Source organism: Anaerolinea thermophila, from assembly GCF_020723905.1.
Taxonomy (GTDB): Bacteria; Chloroflexota; Anaerolineae; order Anaerolineales; family Anaerolineaceae; genus Anaerolinea; species Anaerolinea thermophila_A.
Genome location: NZ_DYHZ01000001.1, coordinates 467,960 through 491,444 on the forward strand (window position 1 = coordinate 467,960; position 23,485 = coordinate 491,444).

Genomic DNA, 23,485 nt, shown 5'->3' on the forward strand with positions numbered 1-23,485 from the left:
CAAATAAAACCTGTGGAGAAGCGCTCCACTCTTCCTTTCTAAAAAATTCCACTATGATTAATGAAATCGGCTTCTCTTTAACGTCCTGCTCTTAAGGCAAAGATATGCAGAAATATTCGGACCGTCTCAGTTACTACGTGATGATTCTGCCGGGTCTGGTCTTGTTGATCGCCTTTACCTTTGTGCCCCTGTTTTATTCGGTCATTGCCTTCCAAAAATTCAATCCGGCGCTGGGTATCCAGAATTCCCCATGGGTGGGTTTGGAGAATTTTCTCTACATCTTCCGCGTCCGCGATGCGCAGCAGGTGTTTTTCAACACTGTCTTCATCGCGGTGATGAAAATCATCCTGCTGGAACTGGCAGCGATAACCTTTGCCCTGCTCTTAAATGATTTACGTTTCCTGCGCGTCAAACGGGCTGTACAAACCATGGTTTACCTGCCGCACTTTCTCTCATGGGTGATTCTGGCAGGAATTTTGCGCACCATTCTGGCACGCAATGGACTGCTGAACGACTTCTTGGGTCTCTTCGGCATTGGACCCGTCTATTTTCTGGGCAGACCAGATGTCTTCCCGTGGGTGATCATCCTTTCCGATGTCTGGAAGGAATTTGGTTTTGAAGCCATCCTGTACCTCGCAGCGCTGACCGCCATTGACCCCACCCTTTATGAGGTCGCCGAACTGGACGGTGCCAACCGCTTTCAAAAGATGTGGTACATCTCCGTTCCCGGCATCCTGCCCACCATTGTGCTGGTCGCCAGCCTCAGCCTTGGCAACATCCTTAACGCTGGTTTTGATCAGATTTTCAATCTGTACAGTCCGATTGTGTACTCTACCGGCGATATCCTGGACACCTACGTCTATCGAGTAGGGCTGATTCAGGGACAGTACAGTATCGGCACAGCCGTGGGGTTATTGAAAACGGTTGTCTCGCTCATTTTAATTGGCATTTCTTACTGGATTGCGGGCAAGTTCGCCAACTACCGCATCTTTTAGCAAGGGGAACGCTTATGATTACCTCAAAAAGATTACAGGACCGCCTCATTGACGGATTAATCGCCCTCTTCCTGCTGACACTGGGCATTTCCACATTGCTTCCTCTTATCAACACCCTGGCTATTTCACTCAGTGAGCGCGCCGCTGTCAGTGCAGGGATGGTCAAACTGACCCCGGTAGGATTCAACTTAACGGCTTACGAGTACATTCTTCAAGATATGAAATTCTGGCGTGCTTTTGGAATTTCCGTTTTGCGCGTGGTGCTGGGCGGCTTACTGAACTTTACGCTGGCAGTGCTGACGGCGTTCCCCCTCTCCCGAAGTGAAAAAGCCTTCCCTGGACGCAATATCTTCATCTGGATGTTTGTGTTTGGCATGATCTTGAATGTGGGCATCGTGCCGTGGTATCTGACCATTGCCCAGTACAAACTCATTGATACCATCTGGGCGCTGGTTTTACCAGGGGCTGTCCCCATCTGGAATGTCATCATTTTGATGAACTTCTTTCGCAATATTCCCAAAGAACTGGATGAAGCCGCCCGAATTGATGGCGCCAGTCCGTGGCAACTGCTCTGGCATATTTACCTGCCAACTTCTCTTCCGGCGCTGGCAACCATTACCCTGTTCTCCATCGTCGGGCACTGGAACTCTTTCTTCGATGGGTTGATTTTAATGAACAACCCGGACAATTATCCGCTTCAGACCTACATTCAGCAACTGGTGATCGCCGACCGTCCCATTCTTCACGGCGGTCAGGCGCAGTTGATGGTAAAACTATCCAATGCCACCCTCAATGCGGCAAAATTATTCGTGGCAATGATCCCGATTCTGATCATCTACCCCTTCCTGCAACGGTACTTTGTGAAGGGGATCATGCTGGGGGCAGTCAAGGAATAAACCTCGCTGCCCCCGCAGGGGAATTTTTTACCCAAAGTGGAGAATATAGCGCGAGATTCCGTGGATGAACAGGCGCGCTGAAGCGCCTGCCTCGCGGTCGGTATCGCCGTTTTCTAAACCGATCACCTGCGGATACCAGCCTTTCTCGTCCAGAATTTTAACCGGGGGCGTCCAGCGGTGCGGCTGGCTCAGGTCCGGGGTAAAACTGATGTAAATGCCATCCTGTGCCCAACGGGGGTCAATGGCTCGATTCATCAGAATGACGTACTGTTGAAGAACACGATTCCAGTGGACGGAAGGTCCCCAGAAGGTATCGGGGTTGGCGCTGTACCAGTCGGCATGCACTGGAATCACCGGCGTGACCTTTCCAAGCAGTCCAGGCTGGCTCCAGTCTCCCTCATACCACTTATACACGCGCCCCACAGGGCAGGTCCGGTCCTCAAAGCGCATCCGGGCAATGGAAATGCCCTGCTGAGTCACATCGCGGTAATACGTTCCGAAAAGAAAGTAAAAGTACCCCTGCTGGCGGTCCAGGATAACGCTGAAATCGCCGTTTCCACCGGCAAACCAGTAATTGTGATTCTCCAGATTGAGTGTCTCCGGTCCTCCATTAAGAACAATGCCCAAATCATCCCAGGTTTTCCCATTATCATGGGAAACCACCGCCCCAATCATCGGCGCGGTGAGGGGGAACTGCCGTCCTTTTTGATACTCCTCTCCGATTAAATGAGCCGGTTCATTGTGATACCAGCCGTACAGAGTGCCATCCCCATCCGGGAAGACCGACTCAATCCAGCGCCCTCCATCTCGAAACGCCGTGTACGTAATTTCACCAATGCGCTCCAGATGATACAGGTCCCTGCCGGCAGAGAGCACCGGATGCCCGGTTGAGGTCAACACATGCAGTCGATTGTCCTTCCACCAGCAAGGGCTGTTGCAATCCGCGGCGCTGGGGAAACGCAACTCTTCCGCTTCTTCAATCCCGATGCTGATGCCGTTCACGTGAATTTGTTGAATATGAGACATCCTTCCTCCTTTAACTGTCTTTTTTATTTGTTGAAACGATTTTGAGCAGGAGAGATTCCTCCTCCTGCAGGAAATCCACTTCCAGACCTTCTTCCATCAGACTGCGTCCTGTCCGATACCACTCTACCTCCCCTTCCAGTCCAAAGACGCGGTAGCGGCGACTCGCCTGCAAGTCCGCCAGCCGAATTACCCGCCGGGGTTCACCGCCGGGCAGGCGGAAAACGAACAGCAGATGTTCGCTCTCATCCGGCAGGGAATACTGGAAGGCCGCCCAGCGATCTCCCATACCGCTACGTAGCGGTTGCGTCGTTAACCGGTGCAGGTCTCCGTCACGGATGAAACGGCGCACCTCGTTTTGATATAAACGGTTGTGCTGAGCCACACGCTCTGCCAGCCATGCGGGTAACTCAGAGAGTTTCTGGGAAAGCCCGTACCAACCCAGCATGGAAATACGGGTGTAGTAATCCCACTTTGCGCGGGTCAAAGCCGGGTCCAGAGGGTCAAAACGCTGTTGAGGGGGAGGGTCTATATTGCGCCAGTGACTGTATGTCCAGTGCAAAAGCACACTGGGGGCAAGCATGGTACTGGCGCCCCAGAAAATTTGCAAATCGTGCACCGCCCAGTCCGGGTCAGAAAGAAAAGTCATGTGAGTCTGGCGCAACATGCCCAGATCAATGCGTAGTCCGCCTGAAGAGCAATTTTCCAGCACCACATCGGGGAACTCCTGACGAAGGCGGGTAAGCATCTGATAGTAGCCGCGATAGTGCTCATACAGCCCGTCCCCTTCCTGGTGCCCGTGGTCGGTGCGGTTACATCCCGCTCCGGGATCGAGGTTGAAATCCAGTTTGATCCAGTCGCATCCCCATTCCCGAATCAGGCGGGACAGGGTTTGAAACGCCCACTCCTGCGCCGCGGGATTCCCCATACACACATAACCCAGGGGAACGCCGTCCCGTCGGGCAGGCAGGTCCGGACGGTCACGGGAAAGGCTGGCTTTCTCGCCAAGTGCTTCAATTTCGCACCAGATTCCAAACTTCATTCCCAGCGCATGAACCGCATCAGAAAGGAAACGAATGCCGTGCGGGAAACGCCGGGTGTTGACCCGGTGCCAGTCGCCGCGATAGTCGTACCAGAATGTGCCCGCATCCCCAGGTCCAAACCATCCGGCATCCAGCGTACATACCTCAAAGCCCAGTTCGGCGGCTTTGCGGGCATTGGCTAAAAACACCTCTTCGTTAATTTCCACATCCTCGTAGGGCCACCAGTGATTCCATTCAACCGGTAACTGGAGAGACAGCGCATTGCGCGGATACCAGAAACGCCTGCCCACCCGGCTCAAATGCCGGGAAATTTCGTTTAGATCCTGTCCCATGACCAGCACCAGCGGGACACCATGGACGGCTTCACCGGGCTTTAATCGTTTGGAAAAGAGCCAGTCGTGCAAACCGCCGCTGAAGCGGAGCGCTCCGCCCTGCAAGGGCTCAAAGCGCATCACCCAGTTCCCCGACCAGGCAACTGCTGCTGAAAGCACCTCACCTTGCGGTGAAACCAGCGCCGTCCAGGGATGATGTCCCTTCGACGAGCGACCAGAACGCGACTCCAGCACAAATGGCTGGTATGGCTTGAAGGTCAACGGTTCAAATTCGCTCCCCCAGTTCCCGCTGAAGCCCATCAGGGTGAGGTCCTCTGCCTTGAGGGTCAAGTCCAGAGAATCGATGCGTTCCACCACAATTTCAACATCCCCATTGTTGACAAGGCGCGGTTCCACCTCCATCAGCGGAAAGCCAGCGTACACCCGCACAGTTTGATGCAGTTCCCATCCCTGCCCTTCAAACCGAAAAACCGTCTGCCGAATCCCCGGAACGGGCTGGCTTTCTTCCTTCCCCAGACAGGTCAGTTCCTGAGCAGTGTAATGCCTGCCGTTGACCGTAACCCCCAAAAACGCGGAAGGCTGAGACGGGGTAAGCCACTCACAGATTTTGCCCCTCAACCCGTTAAGAGAGAATGAAGAACCGGAAATTTCAAAAGAAAACGCACAACCGCTTTCACCCACCGAGAGAACGGCTTTATTCCTCATCCAGTGCTCCTTGAGAGATGTTTGTCGAGGATTCGCCATGGAGTTTCTGCAAACGGATTTGCTGAATGCGTTGATTCAAAAAGGCAATGGACTGCTCGTCAATCTGGAAATTGACCACCACATCGGGCATGCGTTTGCACCACTCCTGGATTGGATCGGCGCTGGTATGGGTTACGATCAGGTGATCGCACCACTCTACCAGTTTCCGCACGCGTTCGGGATCCTCGGTGGAAGCGGCTTCGATTTGCCACTCCGGTCGGTAACCATACAGGATATGCTGAATGGTGACAGCCGTATTTTGATTGGTGCAAATCACTGCAATCCGCTCTTTGGGCAGACGGGCAATCTTTAACAGGGAATCTGCCGTGAGGCGGGTATCAATACCCACAACTTTGCTGGCAGGAAAGCCCTGCTGGCGGATAGCATTCGTCAGTTCGGCTAAATGGTGATAGGTGGTGATGATCAAATCTCTGGTATTTAACACGGCGGCTGGATTTTTGTAGAAATGGGAAATGTTCTTGTACTCCACCGGCAGGTTTAACACTTCATTCAGGCGCTTGCCCATTTCGGTGGTGTCATAATCGTTGCATTCATAGAAGATCATCTCCACCATGGACTGTCCATATACTTCGCTAACGGCTTTGCGCTGAATCTCCACAAGTTCTTCAGAAGAAAGCCCGGCCGCCATCCCCTGCCAGGTGAGTTCCACAAACTGGCTGTAAAAATAGTTTAGCAACTCATTCTTGGTAATCCCCTGTCCGCCCTCCCTGCGCCGCACGATGTACCCATGCCAGCCACTGGGAGATAATTCAATCACCCCCATGTCCAGAAGCATCTGGTAGGCTTTGTTGACCGTGTTGCGGTTCGAGCCAATTTCCAGTGCCAGTTTCCGCACAGGGGGCAAACGGTCGCCCGGAGCATACAATCCACTGTTGATACGCCGCAAAATTGCCTGCACTACGGCTTCAGCACTGACAGGTTCGCGCGCCATGGAATATCTCCTCGTTGTCTAAAGACACAGACAAATGACATAACACGAGTATAAATTCAGGTCAAATTTCTGTCAACCGCAGCAAGACTCCGAAGAAGGGGGCACATCGCATGGACTGTTTTCGTTCACACTCACACCAGTTGAGGGATTGTTTCTCTTCCAGGATCCGCTTCCACACGGATGGGACACTGTGATCATTCAACACTGTACCACTGAAGCGGGCACTTTCAAACGGGTTCACCACCCGGGAAAGTGAGAATCCAGTCCTCGCAAGCCGTAACTTTCCAACACGACGGACACCTTTGCTATAATAGTCTTCAGGTTTTCTTATTATTTCCGAAAGATATCCTATGGCTCAAACTGTTCTCATCAGCGGTGCATCCTCAGGAATTGGCAGGGCAACCGCTCTGCGTTTTGCCCGTGAAGGCTGGGATGTGGGATTACTTGCCCGCCGCGAGGCGCTTTTACAGGAACTGCTTGCCGAACTGCCTGCCGGCAACCACTTTCTATGTGCGGGGGACTACCAGGATGCCGCTACCAGCCAGCAACTGGAAAATGCCATTCAAGCGCACTGGGGAAAACTGGATGCGCTGGTCAACTGCGCCGGGGTATTTACCCCGGTGAACCCGCTGGAGGCGCCCCTGGAGGAGTGGCGCAGGTCCTTCGATATGATGGTGAACGGCGCCATGCGGCTTTCCAGCCTGGCAGCCCGTTTCATGAACAACGGAGGGCGCATTATTCATGTCACATCCATTCACGGAGAACGCGCCGAGCGGGGCGCCAGCGCGTACAGCATGGCAAAAGCCGCCATCAATCAGTTATGCCGGGCGCTGGCGCTGGAACTGGCAGACCGCGGGATTCTGGTCAATGCCATAGCACCGGGTTTTGTAGATACCCCAATGAGCGTGGTTGACGGAGTCAACGAACTGCAAAGCGAGTGGTTTCGCAAAAATTACGTCGAAGGGCACCATCTCCCTCTGCGGAGGGCGGCAAAACCGGAGGAAATTGCCGGAGTGGCATTTTTCCTGGCAGGGCCAGATGCTTCCTACATTACAGGACAGGTCATTACCGTAGATGGGGGATTGACGATCACCTTCTGAGTAAGACAGGGTGAAAACCGATACCTGTCAACCTGATTCGCAAAGCGCGCTCTCCCGCTCCACCTCAACCGATATAAGAATTTCATAAAAACCTGTACCCTGTGTATTGACACATTCTTTAAGAAATGCATACAATGAAAGGGATGGAATACAAAGATTACTACCAGATTCTAGGCGTAAACCGGAACGCCACCGACGACGAAATCAAAAAGGCGTTCCGCAAACTGGCTTTAAAGTATCACCCTGACCGCAATCCGGGCAACAAACAGGCCGAAGAAAAATTCAAAGAAATTAACGAGGCTTATGAAGTGCTGAGTGACCCGGAGAAGCGGCGGCGATACGATCAACTGGGCGATTCGTACTTCCGCTGGCAACAGTCGGGAGCCCCTGGTGGATTCGACTGGAGCCAGTGGGCTTCCCAGCCGGGTGGCGTACGCGTCGAGGTTGGCGATCTGGATGATCTCTTCGGGGGAGGGTTCTCGGAATTCTTCCAGACCTTCTTCCGGGGATATGGCAGACCCGCCGGCACCGCTTCGTCAGGGACCCGCACCCGTACCCGTACGGCACGTCCCGCTCCGATTGAGTACCCCATCCAGATCACTTTTGAAGAAGCCTACCGCGGCGGAGAGCGCACGCTGGAAATTGATGGGCGGCGGGTACAGGTGAAAATTCCTGCTGGCGCCGACAACGGCACCAAAATCCGCATGGCAGGAATGGGACAGGCGATGCCTGACGGCACACGGGGAGACCTGTATCTGGTTGTGGAGGTCACCCCTGATCCGCGCTTCGAGCGCAAGGGCAACGACCTCTACACCGAGTTTGATCTGGACCTTTACACGGCTGTGCTGGGAGGCGAAGCCCGTCTCCAGACGCCCGATGGAACCGTACTGCTCACCATTCCCGCAGGTACACAACCGGGACAGACATTCCGACTGGCAGGCAGAGGGATGCCGGTCTTAAAGAATCCTTCACAACGTGGGGATCTGTATGCCCGCGCACGGGTTTCTCTCCCCCGCCAACTGACTCCTGAGCAGCGCGCTTTATTTGAACAACTGGCGCGCCTCAAATAGCCAGGGGTCTGCCCAGCCTTATCTTTTCACAAATAGAGGTGGTATGAAACATCGCTTTCCCCTGGTTTTAGGACTCACGATTGTCATCCTGTTTACCCTTGCCTGCCGCTTCACCCTTCCAGAAAGGGTCCAAACCCTCCCCAGCCCAACTCCCGGGATGCCGGTCACCGAAAAGGCTCCCGCGGCGCAACCACCCGCCAGCGTCTTCGTTCCCGACCTGGTCTCGCAACAGGACCGGTTGGTGGCGCTGTATGAACAGGTCAACCCGGGGGTGGTCAGCATACAGGTGCTGACAGAGGCCGGCGGGAGCCAGGGATCTGGCTTCGTGTATGACCGTGAAGGGCACATTATCACCAATTACCATGTGGTAGAGGGCGCAACCGATCTGGAAGTGGATTTTCCCTCCGGAATCAAGGTGCGCGGCAAGGTGATTGGGACAGACCCCGATTCAGATCTGGCAGTGGTTAAAGTCAACGTTCCTGCGGAGGACCTTCATCCTCTCACCCTGGGCAGTGGCGAAGCCGTCAAAGTGGGGCAAACAGTGGTTGCCATTGGCAACCCCTTTGGATTATCCAGCACCATGACGCTGGGCATCGTCTCTGCCAAGGGACGCACACTGGAATCGCTCCGCGAAGCGCCGCAGGGGGGCTTTTTCTCCACTGGCGGCTTGATTCAAACCGATGCCGCCATCAATCCGGGAAATTCTGGAGGTCCTTTGCTGAATCTGAATGGAGAGGTCATCGGCGTCAACCGCGCCATCCGCACCACCAGCATGACGGCACTGGGAGAGCCCACCAACAGCGGAATTGGGTTTGCGGTTAATGTTGACATTGTGGCGCGAGTTGTGCCAGAATTGATTAAGAACGGGAAATACGATTATCCCTACCTGGGGGTGAGCAGTCAGGAGGAAATTACCCTGATGATGCAGGAAGCGTTAGGATTACCCCGCGCAACAGGAGCGTACGTTCTCGAAGTCCGTCCCAACAGCCCGGCAGCCCGGGCAGGGTTGCGCGCGGGGACGCGTTCCTCATCCATCCCCGGTTTGCCTGCTGGCGGCGATTTAATCATCGCCGTAGATGGACGTCCGGTGCGCGTATTTGGCGATCTGCTCAGTTATCTGATGATCTACAAGCGCCCCGGCGATACCGTCGTTCTCACCATTCTGCGCGATAACAAAGAAATGGAGGTGACTGTCACACTGGATAAGCGACCTTAAAACTGTTTGCCATACCACCGTGAGGCGGAAGATTTGTTCTTTCAACAATCTGAATAAGGAGGTTGCCATGTTTACCGAACAGGACTTGCGGGAACTGGTTGAATTTGTGGCACCAGCACCGGTGCTCAGTCTGTACCTCAACACTGACCCATCCGAAGGCAACGCGGATTTTCACCGGTTGCGGGCGCGCAGCATGCTCAAAGACATCAACCTTCCGCAGGATGTAGAGGCAATCCACCGCTACTTAGATTTTGAGTACCCCTTTACAGGGGGAGGAGTGGCGATTTTCTCATGCGCACAGGTGGGCTTTTTCCGCGGTATTCCGCTGGCGGTACCTGTGCGCAATGCGATTCATGTGGGAGATCGTCCCAGCGTAAAAATTCTTGCCGGGCTTCTGGATAGTTACGGCGGGTACGGCGTTGTACTGGTGGACAAACAGGGCGCTCGCCTGTTCTACTTCCACCTGGGCACGCTGGTGGAGCAGGAAGGCATCATGGGAGAAGCCATCAAGCAGGTCAAACGCGGCGGGGCTTCTTCGTTCCCCGGTAGAAGGGGTGGAGTTGCCGGGCGAACCCGCGCCGTAGAAGAGCAGATAGAGCGCAACATGAAGGAAACTGTGGAATACGCCACCAATTTCTTTGAACATCACAAGGTGCGCCGCATCCTCATCGCGGGCACCGATGAAAATGTCCAGCAGTTCCGTTCCCATCTGCCCAAATCCTGGTTGAGTCTGGTAGTGGGCTCCTTCCCGATGAGCATGACCGCCAGTCACGCCGAAGTGCTCCAGCGCGCCATGCAGGTTGCCAATGAAGCCGAAAAACACCGCGAAGAGCGCCTGATCGAAGACCTGATCACCTTCGCGGCAAAAGGCACAAATGCCGTTGTGGGACTTGAAGAAACCCTGCAAGCCGTCAACCAGGGACGCGTACAAACGCTGGTCATCTCAGAGGGCTTCCGCAAGGTAGGATACCGCGAACGAGACACCGACTTCCTGACCACGCAACCCTCAGAGGAAGGCCTTCAGGATGGACGCTACGTTAAGGTATTCGATGTGGTTGAACTGGCAGTCAACCACACCCTGCGATCCGGCGGGGATGTGGATGTGGTCATGCAGGCAGAGAAACTGGAAAAAGCCGGAAATATTGGCGCGTTCCTGCGCTTCTAAGCCCGATTAAACTCCAAAGCCCCCTCCCGTTTTGCCGGGGAGGGGGCTTTTGTTTACCTTCCGGTTACTTTTTCAATTTTTCCACGATCAGCAGGATTTCACTGGTCAGGCGTTCGAGGTCCTGCTCTGCCAGGCGCGCGTCCCGCCCCAGATCTGCCCGCGTTAATTCGATAAGGGTAGAGAGCGTTTTAGGGTCTGCCAGTTTCTGGGTTTCCAGAACCGGGTACGCCTGTTTGAGCAAATCCTCTGCCTGATTCAACGACATACGGGCATCGGAAAGGTTGCGATTGGCAACGTGCAACCGCGCCAGCGTCACCGGATACAGCCCTTCCAGCAGCGCCGCGCGGGCTTCGGCTTTTCGGGCATCCAGCACTTCTTTTTCCGTGCGCTGGAGTTTCTCCTGGGTATCTCTCAATTCAACTGTGGTGCGCGCCAGGGTTTCCTGCAGGGAACGCACCTCAGCGCGAACCGGCTGGTAGAGCAGCAGGTACACCGTCAGCACACCAAGCGCGTAAAACGCCACAATGAAACCCACTGCCCGCAACACAGGACGGACGACACGACCGGTGCGGGTCTCAGCACTGAAAAGATGCCGGAAGAAGCGTCCCAGCCATGAACCCTTTTGGGCTGGTTTTGCCGCTTCGAGTTTGACGGCTTTGACTGGTTCCGGTTCAGACTGTTCAGGGGAGACAGTTGACTCTGGAGGAAGATTTTCACTCTCGCTCATCGCTGTTCTCCTTTTTCTGGAGCAGGACGCCATGGATACGGCATGGGCACGTACTCCACCGAAGGACGGCGCTGAATGGTTTGCGGGTAGAGATTCATCAACTGGTACACCTCCTGCGGCATATCGGTGCTGATGTTCAATCCCAGTTCACGGGCTTCTTCCACCGTGATGGGGTAGTCATGCGTCCAACGCCCGCTGGGCAGTTCCGCCGCCAGCCGTTCAGCCACTTCAGGGGAATAATGACAGCAGGCAATGCGCCGCACAGTGTCTTTGACCTGCTTCATGGCTTTCTGAGCCACATCCGCAAGGATGAGCGTCTGGTCGTCCACGCGGTTAATGTCTTTTTGCTCCAGCACCTTCAGGATGGACGCCGCCGGATACTGCCCCAGTTGAGGATCTACCGGTCCCAGCACCGCGTTTTCATCCATCACAATCTGGTTCGCCGCCAGGGCAATCAACGTTCCACCGGACATGGCATAATGGGGAACGAAGACCGTCACCGGAGCAGGATGGCGCGAAAGGGCATTGGCAATTTGCTCGGCGGCAAGCACCAGCCCTCCCGGGGTATGCAGAATGATATCAATGGGCACTTTCGGGTCGGTCAGTTTGATTGCCCGGAGAACCTGTTCAGAGTCATCAATATCAATATATCTGCCAACCGGGAAACCCAGCAGAGACATGCTCTCCTGACGATGGATGAGCCCAATCACCCGTGAACCGCGTTTGATTTCCAGACGGCGAAGCAGATTCAGACGGGTACTGGCGACAATCTGCTGACGCACCATGGGCGCCAGGCTGGAGACGATAAGGAAAATCCAGAACAAATTCAGCAGGTCCATGGGATCTTCTCTCCTTCAAGCCTCAATATGGGAAAAACTCATCCGGATACCAGGAGCGATACCTTCTCCCAGCCGCAAACGGACGGGCAAGCAATAACCCTGCCACAAACCCGCCAATATGCGCCCACCACGCCACTCCACCACCGGCAACCCCGCTGACCGTGGCAAGCGCCGCAACACCGGAAAACAACTGCGAAATGAACCAGAAGCCCAGATAAATAAAAGAGGGAATTTCAACAAACCACGGCAGGAAGAATACCGGCACAAAGGTAATCACCCGCGAGCCGGGGAAGAAGAGGAAATACGCTCCCAGCACCGCGGCAATAGCGCCACTGGCGCCAATAGCAGGAACGCGGGAAGCAGGATCCACAAAGGCTTGCGCCAGTCCCGCCAGCACCCCGCCCAAAAGGTAAAACAGCAGAAACCGTCCTGAACCCATGCGGTCTTCCACGTTATCGCCGAAGATGAAAAGTGTCCACATGTTGCTCAGGAAGTGCACCCAGCCACCGTGTAGAAACATGTGAGTGAAAAGCGGCATCCAGGTAAAAGGATCAAAGAGGTCGAAGCGTGCAGGAACCAGACCAAAGCGAAAAATAAACCGATCCAGACGATACGGTCCCAGACTCAACTCCAGCATGAACACCAGGGTGTTGGCAATGATGATGAGCCACATGACCACAGGGAACGAACGGGAGTGAACAGTATCTTTGATTGGGAACATAAAATATATCCTCTCAGGGATAATTATATGGCATTTTTGCTTCGCACAAACTGCGCATTCTCCGTTAAAATCAATAGGGCAGGTACTGATCCCCAACCGCCTGCCCGGATGGGAGACCTTGCGTGTTAAGTATTGAGACCGCTGCTTTTCATTACCCGTTTGTCTTCCTGGAAGAAGATTCTTCCACCGTCGAGATTAATCTCGAACTCGAAAAACCGCTTCCCTGCTCTACTCAACCTCAGGAAAGCGGTTTTTATCGTCCCGGACGGATTCACTTTGCCCGGGATGGACATCACCCCCTGGAACTGGTGCTTTACCATAACCCGGCGACGGCTCGTTTCATTTACCTGCACGAGCAACCCGCCGATGCCCATTTGCTTCGCATTGTCGGTCTAAAAGAAACCCTCCCTGCTGAACGCATGATTACCCTGCCGGGGCAGTTGTGCCTCGGCGCAGCACGGACTGCAGTCATCGGGGAAGCCATTCAGGGTCTTTTTACTGCGCCCCCCTTGCAGGAAAGTTTGCGCCAGTACACTCAGGAACAAATTGCCGTCTTCCCCATTGCGCGAGAGGGGTTGAAATACCAGATTGCCGAAGCCCTGTTCACCACACAGGGATATTACTGTGACGAAATCCTTCTGGATGCCCACCATGTCTTTGACCATACCGTGCCCCTGTACAACCGTAAGGTGGAAATGACCCTCTTCAAGGATAAGGACCTTGAGCCGGCGCAACGGAATGCAGTCAAGGTTGCCATCATCGGCGACAGCATTGCCAGCGGACTGGTAATGCGGGAAGTCATTGAACACATCCGACGGCGATTCCCCGCCCTGGAACGGGTAGAGGTGATTGCTCCACTGGCAACAGTGCGCGGATTGACGCGGCTGACGCGCACCTCTTTCAACGGGAGCATCCCCGTGCGCGCCCATGTGTTTGAAACCCTGCTCAACGCCCTGCCACCCGATTACTACTACTCGGCGCACTTTAACATCCCCGAACTGCACATCCGCCCCGATTTGGAACATGCCTACCGGCAGTGGTGGGGCATGGATGCCGCCGGACAGTGGATTGCCGATACCGCCTGCGCCGGGTATGGCTGGAGCGAGGTCTTTTACTCTCCCCGCAAGCAAATTCAGATGATTAATGAAGAACTCCATCGGCGGCACGGGATGACCCTCGCCGAGATTCTGCGCCGCAATTTGCAATGAGTCAGCCTGACCGTTCTCCCCTGCATCAAATTGCCCGCGCCGCCGGTACGGTGATGAGCGCCTACATCCTGGTACAGATTGCCGGTCTGGTGCGGGGCATTTTGATTTACCGCGCTTTTGGCACCTCGAGTGAACTGGATTCGTTCAACGCCGCCAACCGGGTTGCGGAACTGCTTTTCAACCTGATGGCAGGCGGTGCATTAGGCTCTGCCTTCATTCCCACCTTCACCGGATTACTGGCAAAGGAAAACCGCCAGCGGGCATGGCAACTGGCTTCGGCAATTGCCACCCTGTTGTTCGGGGTGCTCAGCCTTATCTGCCTGGTGGTCTTCATTTTTGCGCCGCAGGTGGTGCGGCACGGCTTATTCATCCTCTCGCCAGAGCGCTCCATCGGACAGGAAGACATGACCGTCTCCCTTTTGCGCTTGCTGTTGCCTACGGTGGTCATCTTTGGTTTGAGCGGGCTGGTGATGGGCATTTTAAACGCGCATCAGCGCTTCTGGTTGCCAGCGCTGGCGCCCGCCATGTACTCGCTGGGGCAAATCGGCGGGGTGCTGTTCCTGCCGGCCGGAATGGGCATTTACCGGCTTGCCGCTGGTGCATTGATCGGCTCCCTCCTGCACTTACTGGTTCAATTTCCAGACCTGTTGAAACTGGGCGGACGCTTTAAACCCATGATTGGGCTGGACATGCCTGAAGTCCGCGAGGTCGGTAAACTCATGGCACCGCGAGTGCTGGGCGCGGCAGTGGTGCAGATCAACTTCATTGTCAACACTGTTCTGGCGCTCAGCCTTGCCGAAGGCAGCGTCTCCGCGGTGACGCTGGCGTTCACCTGGATGCTCATGCCGCAGGCGATCATCGCCCAGTCCATTGCCATCGCTGCCCTGCCCACCTTCTCCGCGCAGGTGGCACTGGGCAAACTGGATGAACTGCGCTCCTCCCTGGCTGGGGCGCTCCGCGGAGTGATCTTCCTTTCCCTGCCCGCCGCGGTTGGGCTGATTCTCATCCGCACGCCGTTGATTCGTTTCCTGTATGAAGGGGGCAGTTTCACCGCCCGGTCCACCGAAATGGTCACGTGGGCACTGCTCTGGTATGCAGTGGGACTACCCGCCCACTGTCTGCTGGAAGTGTTGGTACGGGCATTTTACGCCCTGCACGATACGCGCACGCCGGTGGGGGTGGGCGTGGCGGCAATGGCGTTGAACATTGCTTTGAGTTTCCTCTTCACCGGGCTGTTTGCCCGCATCGGGTGGATGCCGCATGGCGGGCTGGCACTGGCAAATTCGCTGGCTACCCTGCTGGAAATGCTCACCCTGCTAATTTGGCTTCGAAAGCGCCTGCAAGGGCTGGAAGGACGCCGTGTGCTGGGAGCCCTGCTCTCTGCCAGCGCAGGCTCGCTGGTGCTGGCAGGCGGAATTACCCTCTTCCTGCGCTGGACATCCCTGCCGGATGTTCTTCACATAGCGGGAAGCGCCGTTCTCGGGCTGGGGGTGTATGGAGTGCTTCTGATCGTCTTACAAGTGCCAGAAACGCACACCCTGAGGCGCGCAGTCCTGCAAAAAGTGCCTTTTCTCCATCGCCGGTAAACCTTTCACAGGAAAAGTCCGCGGAAAGGGATATAATGACTGTGTATCCCACTTCTGCTCACAGGTGAACCCATGCGCAAGTTTTTTGAAGAATTCCTGAAAAAGACCGCCTATGAATCCCTTTCGCCTTCACCCCAGGAACAGGGCATCCCTCAACCGCCTGTAGAACTGCCTTACCCGGATGGAGCAGGCCTCATTCCTCTGCCCGCTCCAGAGACGTGGAACATTCCATCGGCGGATTTACGCCAGACCATAGAACAGCGCCGCACCCGCCGTCATTATGAACCGGTTGCGCTCACGCTGGAACAACTGGCGTATTTGCTATGGCTGACCCAGGGAGTGCAGAAAAAATCCACGCGTGGGGTAACGCTGCGCACCGTCCCTTCGGCAGGAGCGCGCCACGCTTTTGAGACCGTTCTGCTGATCAACCTTGTGGAAGGGCTGGAACCCGGCCTGTACCGTTATGTGGCAACTCAACATGCCCTGATCCGTCTGGAGGCTCCCGAGGACATCCGCGAACGGATGACCATCGCCTGCTGGAATCAGGAACAGGTTCGGCAGAGCGCAGTGACCTTCCTGTGGGTTGCCGTCACCGAACGCATGGCATGGCGGTACGTGGAGAGGTCCATGCGTTACCTGCATCTGGACGCCGGTCATGTGTGCCAGAATCTCTATCTGGCGGCAGAATCGATTGGCTTCGGCGTTTGCGCTATTGCCGCCTTCCACGATCAAAAGGTCAATGACCTGCTCCATCTGGATGGGGTGGATCAATTTGTAATCTACGTTGCCAGCGTAGGAAAACCCGCCATCAACCGATAATTCAGGGAATTTCAAGGCTCATTCCAACAGAGAGGGGGGCATCAGCCGCCCATGCGTTCGCCGCCGCGATTTGCTCCGGCGGCGTGCGCCATTTCATGGCAAGGAGCGGCAGGGTGTCGCCCACTTCCACAATGGTCTGAACAGGCTGCCCGTCCAGTTGCTTTTGTCGCCAGCGCCAGCGGAACACCTCAAAGCCGCCGTGTCCGGTGCGTCCATTAACCCGGTCCTCTGCCCACTCATTGCGCAGGATGCCTGTTTCCAGATCATGGGTGTTGTACAGCACCACCCGCTCGATGGCAAAATGCAGGGCAGGCTCCACCCACACGCGGTTGGTAACGGTATAGACATTGCCGTGACTGTCCACTTCGGTCACCAGCACTACATGGTCAAAGCCATCGCCTTTCCCGTACAGGTAAAGCACATCCCCTGCCGCAAGCGGGAACAGCCCGAAATCGAACGTGCCTGCCGGTTCAGCGAATCGTCGAATCAGGTAGGTGTCCGGCGGGAAGAGCGACCACGGTCTGCCGTTGACGTTTGGCTTGGGGAGCCAGAACGTTTTGGGTCCTTCGCTCCAGTCGCCGTAACCGGGCGGGAAGGACTGCGCATCGTACAGGATGGACCATGCCAGAGGACCGCACATGGTGCGGGGACCTTCATTTTCGCCATCCCCCAGCCAGTTGATTCGAAAAGCCACCTGATAAGCCTGTTCGGTTGTCTCCGCCAGATAGGCATTGGCGACGGTTGCCCAGTCGGGTACCTCCCAGTGGGCTTGTTCCATTGTTCCGGCAGGGAGATCAGGCGCCACGCCTGAAGTCACCATCCACCGGCAGGGGGTGAGTTTCATTGTGGGAAGGATGCCTTCATCCCCTTCCGGCTGAGCCGTCGGGCTGAGCCAGTAGGCGCGCACATACTCCCCCCACACCCCATCCTGCGCCCGGGGGGTGAAAGGCACCGCCAGAATTTCCAGACCGCCCTGTGAACCACGGCGAAGCCATGCGGAAAATCCGGCAACATGGAGCGCATTCAGGGCTTTCTGAATCTGATAACGCGGGCGCACATCGGTGACTTCAAAGGCATAGACCCCATCCTGGCTGAGCAGGGCTTCTTTTTTTTCCGGATGCCAGACGCGAACCAGCGCGCGTTTTGCCAGCGGACGCTGCCATCCCAGTAAAGAGTCGGCATAGGCAAGCCATTGCTCCGGGGTTTCGCTCCGTTGCACTTCCTCCGCACGGCAACCGGCAGGTTCCTGCCAGAATGATTGCGCAGGTTCTTCCGTGCGGACAGGTTGAGAAGAGGATGGCGCCAGCGGCTCTTCCGGGAAAGGAGTGAGCAGGTCAGACGTGGGAACGACCTCCGTCGAGGATAACGGAACAGTTGCAGTAACCGAAGGAAGCGCGGCAGAGTTTTCCAACGGGAGAGAGGAACAGGAAACTGCCACCAGAAGGAAAAGCCCTCCTGCCAGCATACACCCTCCCCGCCATACCTGTCGCTTAAAAAAAGCCATCATGTTTCGAAGGTTTCCCAACTTGCGCGTATAATTTCCATCATCTCGTTCCCCTGATTTTAACACACCCCCGATAAGGACATTCCCCATGGAACAACCCTATCCCATTCTCGAATTTGACCCCGACCCCACTGCCATCCTTAACCCGCACTGCCCATCCTGCGAGGCAGTACAAAGCACACGGGCAGTACTGTGCTTCTTTGCCGACATTCTCAAGGAAAGTGTGGAGAGAGGCGAACTGCGCGTCATCGGCATGCTGGGTTCAGAAATCGGCGAAAACCCCATCTACCTGCACGAAACTCCCACCCGTCCGCCGGTGATCGTCATCCATCCCGGCGTTGGCGCTCCGCTGGCGGCAGGTTTTCTGGAAGAAATTCTCTCCATGGGGGTGGAAAAAGTCATCGTCTACGGAGGATGCGGGGTGCTTAAACCCGAAATTCGGGTTGGCGATGCACTGATTCCCGTGGAAGCCGTGCGAGATGAAGGCACCTCCTATCATTATCTTCCTCCTTCACGGAGCGTATCCGCTTCGCTCCAGGCGGTGCAGGCGCTGGAGCAGGTCTGCCGCGCCATGGGCGTGCATTACCGCACCACCAAAACCTGGACAACCGATGCTTTTTACCGTGAAACGCCTGCCAAACGCGCCCGACGGCTTGCTGAAGGATGTGAAATTGTGGAAATGGAAGCGGCGGCGCTGTTTGCGGTGGCGCGGTTCCGCAAGGTGACGCTGGGGCAGATTGTGTACGGCGGAGATCTGGTGCTTCCTGAAGGCTGGGACAGCAGAGCGTGGAACTCCCGCCGGGGCGCGCGGCGGTTGCTGTACGAGATTGCGCTGGAGGCGGTGCGGCAATGTTAACCTCTTCCCCTCAGGAACGCATCATCCTGCGCCCTTTCCAGCCGCAGGATCAACAACCAGCCCGTGAACTGGTACTGGAAGGTCTGGTGGAACACTGGGGGTTTCTTGACCCCACCCTCAACCCGGATTTGAACAATATTGCTCTTACCTATGCGAAAGGCTTGTTCCTGACCGCATGGCAGGGAAAGACGCTGGTCGGAACCGGGGCGTTCCTGCCGGTAGACGGGGAGACCGTGCAGATTGTGCGCATGTCGGTGCGGAAAAGCCACCGGCGGTTGGGACTGGGAAAGCGTATTCTGGAAGCCCTGCTGCAGGAAGCAACACGCCGGGGATACCGGCGTGCCATTCTCGAAACCACCGCCACGTGGACGGAAGTGATTGCCTTTTACCTGCAATGCGGATTCGCCATCACCCATTATGCGGATGGCGATGTGTACTTTGAGCGCTGGCTTTAGCCATACAACTGGCGATGCACGGCACTGAGCGCGCGCACCTGTTCAGCCGCATGGTAGGAAGAACGCACCAGCGGACCGCTCTCCACCCACTTGAAGCCAATTTGATAACCAAACTCGCGCAGTTCTTCAAACTCTTCAGGGTGATAGTAGCGTGAAATGGGCAGATGCTGGCGGCTTGGCTGGAGGTACTGTCCAATGGTCAAAATGTCCACCCCCCAAGAGCGCAAATCTTCCATGACGGCTTTGACTTCATCCATGGTCTCGCCCAGACCCACCATGATGCCCGACTTGGTGAGCACATCCGGATCCATCTGTTTTGCGTGGGTCAGGGTAGCGCGCGCCCACTCATAGCGATCCTGTGGCTGGACCAGTCTAAACAACCGTGGGACGGTCTCCACATTGTGGTTGAGGATTTCGGGGCGGGCATTCATGACAATGCGCAGGGCTTCCGCACTGCCCTTGAAATCCGGAATCAACACCTCGATGGAACAGCCGGGGTGAATTTCGCGAATGCGTTGAATGACCATGGCAAAGATAGGCGCGCCGCCGTCGTGGCGGTCATCGCGGTTGACGCTGGTAATCACGGCATGCTTCAAATTCATGGCTTTGACGGCTTGCGCCACCCGCTCAGGCTCCAGAAAATCCAGTGCCGCGGGCTTCCCCCGTTTGATGTCGCAGAAGCCGCAGGTACGGGTGCAGACATCCCCTAACATTAAAAAGGTTGCCGTGCCAGATCCCCAGCATTCGCCCATGTTGGGACAACCGGCTTCCTCGCACACAGTGTGCAGGGCTTTTTGACGCATTAATTTTTGCAACCATTCGTAAGTCTCTCCCGATGGGGCGCGAACGCGAATCCAGGAAGGACGACGAATGGGTGTCGTATCCATTTTTTGCGGATCTACCCGATCGCGGGTTGCATCAACCATGACTGTGACCTCCTCATCCGTTGGGTGGATTGTATCAGGGGGGCAAAGCGCTGTCAACTCGAGGTATAGCATTAATGCAACAAAATTTCTCCAAAATAAAAAGAGGGCGGAGAATACCTTTTTCCGGCGCACCCATTCCAGGTACAATGGGTTATGTTTCTGAAAAGGATATACCCATGACCGCGAAGCGACTCAAACAACCCAACTCGCGCCACTGTTTCGTGTGTGGCATCGAAAATCCTGTCGGATTGAAACTGAAGATTTATCAAGTAGAAGAAGGTGTCATCGAGACCACCTACACCGCGCCGGAACATTTTCAGGGCTATCCCGGCGTATTGCACGGCGGCATCATCGCCACCCTGCTGGATGAAATCAGCGGACGGGCACACATGGGCGATCCCTCTCAACCGCGCTTCATGTACACCGGCAAACTGGAAGTGATCTACCGCAAAAATGTGCCCATCGGCAAACCCCTGCGGATTGTCGGGAAAAAACTGGAAAACCGGGGACGCGCCGCACAGGCGTGGGCAGGGATTTACGATGAGGAAGGCAACCTGCTAGCCGAAGGCACCACCCTGCTCTTCGACATCCCTCCTCACATGCTTCCATTGAAGGATCTGGAAGAACTGGGCTGGAAGGTCTATCCGGATTAATTCACCCGTTTCACAATCAGACGGATGCCCTCCACCCGCACCACCTCTACCCGTGCGCCGCGTGGAATGGGTACCGTCGGATCCACATTCTCAGCAGTCCAGAGTTCACTGCCCAGTTGCACATTCCCTACGGGATTCAGGTCACTGCGGGCATAACCTGTCTGCCCAACCAGCGATTCCTGCCCGATACGGATAGGCGCGCGCTGCGCGCGCAGGGCAAAAGCCATCGCCGCCATGAAGACCACCCCCAGAGTAACCCCCGTGCCAATCACCAGAGGCACCGAGACGCGCGGCGTACCGGGGATGTTGGGGGAGTTGAAAAGCACCAGCGCCCCCACAATGAACGAGGCAACCCCGGCGGCAGTCAGCGCACCGTGTGTGGGTGATTGAATATCCAGCACAAACAGAATAAACGCCATCACCAGGAAGATGATCCCAAACCAGTTAACCGGCAGGATGCCCAGTCCAAACACTGCCAGGGTGACGCAAACCGCCCCAATGAACCCCGCCACCCAGCCACCCGGGCTGGACAGTTCAATGAGGATTGCCTGCACACCAATTGAAAGCAACAGGAAGACCAGATTGGGATTTGCCAGCACCACCAGCACCTGTTCCATGAAGGTCAGCGGCACTTCCACAACCACAGCGCCGGCGGTGCGCAGGGTGCGCTGACTGTCGCCAAACTCAATGGAAAGCCCATCCAGTTTGCGGAGCAGGGTGGGCAAATCGGGAGCAACCAGATCCACAAGACCATTTTCCACCGCTTCACTGGCTGAGACGGCGCGGGCGTTTTCAATCATTTCCTCCGCCAGCCGTACAGCAGACTCACCGCGCCGCAGGGTCAAACCACGCGCGCTGGCTTTGAGGATTTCCTTAACCTTGCTTTCCATGGTCTCACCGATATCCTCGCCCTGACCGCCCACCGGGCTGGCGGCACCAATTGAGGTCTCGGGAGCCATGGCAGCGGCATGTCCCGCCAGGGTCAGCATGGCGCCTGCTGAAGCCGCCATCGCTCCTGCAGGCGAAACGTACACCACCACCGGAACCGGACTGTTACGGATTTGCTGAATCAGGCGGTTCATGACATCAATTTGCCCGCCGGGCGTATCCAGTTCCAGAATCAGCGCTTCGGCGCCGCGCTCCTCTGCCGTGCGCATGGCACGCTTGAGGGTTTCCTGCCAGATGGGATTGAGCGGACCTTCCAGGCGAACCGTGACCACTACCGGCAAATCGCCCTGAGCGTACAGGGGAGCGGCTGTGCCCAGCCAGCCCCACGCCAACAGCACCAGAATGACCAGACGTACCCAGTTCAGCCTACCCATAACGTCCTCCACTTCCATTATAAGGCAAATAAGGGGGAAAACCTTTACCGGACTGTACCTCGTACAAACATGGCGCGAACAGATTTCCCGGCTGAGGTTTACGGCTCCCACTGGAAATGGATCAACGCGGTCAGGTAGGGTTTGCCATCTAACACTTCTACCGCCACCATCCAGATGCGCCAGTCCAGTTCCACACCGGCAGAGCCGGGCTTAAGCACTTTAAAGACATTGTAATTTTGCACCGACACAGGGATCACAGAGGAATCCAGCAATCCCGGGACTGTGCGCTCATTACAACGCACCTCGTGGGAATGAAGAAAAGCATCCTCCAGGGCAGGAAGAACGGCTTCCTGAAAAGAACCGCTGGTCTCCAGACCGCTGGCAGGGTGCATACCCCAGTTGTGCGAATACGTGCTGGTGAACACCCAGCGAGCATGCCCGGCATCAAAGCGGATGGGTTTTCCCGAACGCCACAACCACACTGTCATACCATGCACCGGACTGACCAGATCTGCCAGTTGTCTGCCGTCCCGCTGACGGATGGCTTGTTCGAGCGCGCCAAGCACCGCCTGTCTTTCTGTAGCAGCACAGAAGTCCTCAGATGGAATCCATGGGGTCAGAAAGAAAGCGTTGACCCAGCCGCGCACTTTAGCATCCGAGCCGCGCTGGATTTCTACCCAGCGAGCGCCATCCACCTGCTGAGAGGCACCGGTGAGGTACACATCCGTTGCCGTGGGTGGCAAAGCCGCCACCACCCGCGCCTGCACACCCGCCTCCGCACGGACATTCAGACGGTCTCCCTCCTGCACTTCAACCACCGCATAAGGTCCCTGCATGTGCGGGGTTGGGGTAAACATGGAAAGCGTTGGAACAAACGTCGCAGTTGCCCCTGACAGGGTTGGTGTGGGGGATGGGTTAATAGCCGGGGTTGACGGAATTGTCGGAGATGGCATCGTCGTCCCCGTGACCGTGGGGGCAGGCACAGGAGTTAACCGCTGACAGGCAGAAAAGAGCAAAAGAAGACAGCCCAAAGTCAGAGAAATAATGCGGTTGCGCATACCATGCCTTTCTAAAATGAGCATAGCATGACAGAAAGGGGAAAACAAGAGTGTTTCCGGATGGCATTGCTGTATTGTCCTGTTTTTTCATTCCGCTTTATAAAAAACAGTCACTGACTCCCAATGAACTGCCACACATTCTTGACCGGGCTTTCGCGGCTTTTTTCTTCCCCTGTTCAACCTGCTATTCCAACTCATGTCTGAGGTTTGTTAAGCGGTAGGGTTGTAAGTTCCCTGTGCTTGTGCCATAATAGTTCAAACAGAGCATATCTGCC

22 protein-coding genes are annotated in these 23,485 nt (G+C 55.9%); 12 read left to right on the plus strand and 10 right to left on the minus strand.

Features of this window, described 5'->3' with window-relative positions; all coding sequences use genetic code 11:
- Positions 1 to 104 precede the first annotated feature (104 nt).
- Positions 105 to 995, plus strand: coding sequence for a sugar ABC transporter permease (locus LHF31_RS01920; RefSeq protein ID WP_298004168.1), 891 nt, complete (start codon positions 105 to 107; stop codon positions 993 to 995).
- Between the two features lie 14 nt (positions 996 to 1,009).
- Complete coding sequence (locus LHF31_RS01925; protein ID WP_298004166.1) at positions 1,010 to 1,891, plus strand: carbohydrate ABC transporter permease; 882 nt, start codon at positions 1,010 to 1,012, stop codon at positions 1,889 to 1,891.
- Positions 1,892 to 1,918: 27 nt separating this feature from the next.
- On the opposite strand, the gene LHF31_RS01930 is transcribed toward LHF31_RS01925, so the two are convergent.
- The 3 genes from LHF31_RS01930 to LHF31_RS01940 are packed head-to-tail and all read right to left on the minus strand — an operon-like array spanning position 1,919 to position 5,985.
- Positions 1,919 to 2,917: a hypothetical protein gene (locus LHF31_RS01930; RefSeq protein ID WP_298004165.1), complete on the minus strand. Its 999-nt coding sequence runs from the start codon at positions 2,915 to 2,917 to the stop codon at positions 1,919 to 1,921.
- Positions 2,918 to 2,927: 10 nt separating this feature from the next.
- Positions 2,928 to 5,033, minus strand: a complete 2,106-nt coding sequence (locus LHF31_RS01935) for an alpha-galactosidase (RefSeq protein ID WP_303773319.1) — start codon at positions 5,031 to 5,033, stop codon at positions 2,928 to 2,930.
- Positions 4,984 to 5,985 (minus strand): GntR family transcriptional regulator, encoded by a 1,002-nt coding sequence (locus LHF31_RS01940; protein ID WP_298004159.1) that lies wholly within the window; start codon positions 5,983 to 5,985, stop codon positions 4,984 to 4,986. Before LHF31_RS01940 ends, LHF31_RS01935 begins: the two co-directional genes overlap by 50 nt.
- 350 nt (positions 5,986 to 6,335) lie before the next feature.
- Here LHF31_RS01940 and LHF31_RS01945 point away from each other — a divergent pair, with 350 nt between their 5' ends.
- The 4 genes from LHF31_RS01945 (at position 6,336) to LHF31_RS01960 (ending at position 10,536) form a co-directional block, all read left to right on the plus strand.
- Positions 6,336 to 7,085 carry an SDR family NAD(P)-dependent oxidoreductase gene (locus tag LHF31_RS01945; protein ID WP_298004156.1) on the plus strand — a complete coding sequence of 250 codons (750 nt, stop codon included), beginning with the start codon at positions 6,336 to 6,338 and terminating at the stop codon, positions 7,083 to 7,085.
- Between the two features lie 134 nt (positions 7,086 to 7,219).
- The gene (locus LHF31_RS01950; protein ID WP_298004153.1) at positions 7,220 to 8,155 is read left to right on the plus strand and encodes a J domain-containing protein; all 936 of its coding nucleotides are present in this window, start codon (positions 7,220 to 7,222) and stop codon (positions 8,153 to 8,155) included.
- Between the two features lie 43 nt (positions 8,156 to 8,198).
- Positions 8,199 to 9,371 (plus strand): S1C family serine protease, encoded by a 1,173-nt coding sequence (locus LHF31_RS01955; protein WP_298004150.1) that lies wholly within the window; start codon positions 8,199 to 8,201, stop codon positions 9,369 to 9,371.
- Between the two features lie 67 nt (positions 9,372 to 9,438).
- The gene (locus LHF31_RS01960) at positions 9,439 to 10,536 is read left to right on the plus strand and encodes a hypothetical protein (RefSeq protein ID WP_298004147.1); all 1,098 of its coding nucleotides are present in this window, start codon (positions 9,439 to 9,441) and stop codon (positions 10,534 to 10,536) included.
- A gap of 64 nt (positions 10,537 to 10,600) precedes the next feature.
- Here the strand turns inward: LHF31_RS01960 and LHF31_RS01965 are convergent, their stop codons facing one another.
- Genes LHF31_RS01965 through LHF31_RS01975 form a run of 3 tightly spaced genes read right to left on the minus strand, consistent with a single transcriptional unit; the run spans position 10,601 to position 12,823 of the window.
- A complete protein-coding gene (locus tag LHF31_RS01965) occupies positions 10,601 to 11,263 on the minus strand; it encodes a hypothetical protein (RefSeq protein WP_298004144.1) in 663 nt (220 codons plus the stop codon).
- Complete coding sequence (locus LHF31_RS01970) at positions 11,260 to 12,102, minus strand: ATP-dependent Clp protease proteolytic subunit (protein ID WP_298004141.1); 843 nt, start codon at positions 12,100 to 12,102, stop codon at positions 11,260 to 11,262. Before LHF31_RS01970 ends, LHF31_RS01965 begins: the two co-directional genes overlap by 4 nt.
- Positions 12,103 to 12,124: 22 nt before the next feature.
- A complete protein-coding gene (locus LHF31_RS01975; protein ID WP_298004138.1) occupies positions 12,125 to 12,823 on the minus strand; it encodes a rhomboid family intramembrane serine protease in 699 nt (232 codons plus the stop codon).
- A 122-nt stretch (positions 12,824 to 12,945) separates the two neighbouring features.
- Here LHF31_RS01975 and LHF31_RS01980 point away from each other — a divergent pair, with 122 nt between their 5' ends.
- The 3 genes from LHF31_RS01980 to LHF31_RS01990 all read left to right on the plus strand — a co-directional run bounded on the left by LHF31_RS01980 (position 12,946) and on the right by LHF31_RS01990 (position 16,436).
- Positions 12,946 to 14,031 carry a hypothetical protein gene (locus LHF31_RS01980; RefSeq protein ID WP_298004136.1) on the plus strand — a complete coding sequence of 362 codons (1,086 nt, stop codon included), beginning with the start codon at positions 12,946 to 12,948 and terminating at the stop codon, positions 14,029 to 14,031.
- On the plus strand, positions 14,028 to 15,617 hold the full coding sequence (murJ, locus tag LHF31_RS01985; RefSeq protein WP_298004133.1) for a murein biosynthesis integral membrane protein MurJ: 1,590 nt from the start codon (positions 14,028 to 14,030) through the stop codon (positions 15,615 to 15,617). Before LHF31_RS01980 ends, murJ begins: the two co-directional genes overlap by 4 nt.
- 72 nt (positions 15,618 to 15,689) lie before the next feature.
- Positions 15,690 to 16,436, plus strand: coding sequence for a SagB/ThcOx family dehydrogenase (locus tag LHF31_RS01990; protein ID WP_303773324.1), 747 nt, complete (start codon positions 15,690 to 15,692; stop codon positions 16,434 to 16,436).
- 1 nt (position 16,437) lies between these two features.
- On the opposite strand, the gene LHF31_RS01995 is transcribed toward LHF31_RS01990, so the two are convergent.
- Entirely contained in the window at positions 16,438 to 17,943 is a 1,506-nt protein-coding gene (locus tag LHF31_RS01995) for a hypothetical protein (protein WP_298008488.1), read from the minus strand.
- A gap of 85 nt (positions 17,944 to 18,028) precedes the next feature.
- Between LHF31_RS01995 and LHF31_RS02000 the strand changes: the two genes are divergently transcribed.
- Both LHF31_RS02000 and LHF31_RS02005 read left to right on the plus strand, forming a co-directional pair.
- Positions 18,029 to 18,796, plus strand: coding sequence for a nucleoside phosphorylase (locus LHF31_RS02000; protein ID WP_298008490.1), 768 nt, complete (start codon positions 18,029 to 18,031; stop codon positions 18,794 to 18,796).
- Entirely contained in the window at positions 18,790 to 19,251 is a 462-nt protein-coding gene (locus LHF31_RS02005; RefSeq protein WP_298008493.1) for a GNAT family N-acetyltransferase, read from the plus strand. Before LHF31_RS02000 ends, LHF31_RS02005 begins: the two co-directional genes overlap by 7 nt.
- On the opposite strand, the gene lipA is transcribed toward LHF31_RS02005, so the two are convergent.
- Positions 19,248 to 20,177, minus strand: a complete 930-nt coding sequence (gene lipA, locus LHF31_RS02010; protein ID WP_298008496.1) for a lipoyl synthase — start codon at positions 20,175 to 20,177, stop codon at positions 19,248 to 19,250. The genes LHF31_RS02005 and lipA overlap by 4 nt on opposite strands.
- 176 nt (positions 20,178 to 20,353) lie before the next feature.
- On the opposite strand from lipA, the gene LHF31_RS02015 reads away from it, so the two are divergent.
- Entirely contained in the window at positions 20,354 to 20,830 is a 477-nt protein-coding gene (locus tag LHF31_RS02015; RefSeq protein ID WP_298008499.1) for a PaaI family thioesterase, read from the plus strand.
- Here the strand turns inward: LHF31_RS02015 and LHF31_RS02020 are convergent.
- Positions 20,827 to 22,152, minus strand: a complete 1,326-nt coding sequence (locus tag LHF31_RS02020) for a nodulation protein NfeD (RefSeq protein WP_303773328.1) — start codon at positions 22,150 to 22,152, stop codon at positions 20,827 to 20,829. The two genes, LHF31_RS02015 and LHF31_RS02020, sit on opposite strands and share 4 nt — an antisense overlap.
- A gap of 98 nt (positions 22,153 to 22,250) precedes the next feature.
- Positions 22,251 to 23,210, minus strand: coding sequence for a hypothetical protein (locus LHF31_RS02025; RefSeq protein ID WP_298010540.1), 960 nt, complete (start codon positions 23,208 to 23,210; stop codon positions 22,251 to 22,253).
- Positions 23,211 to 23,485 lie beyond the last annotated feature (275 nt).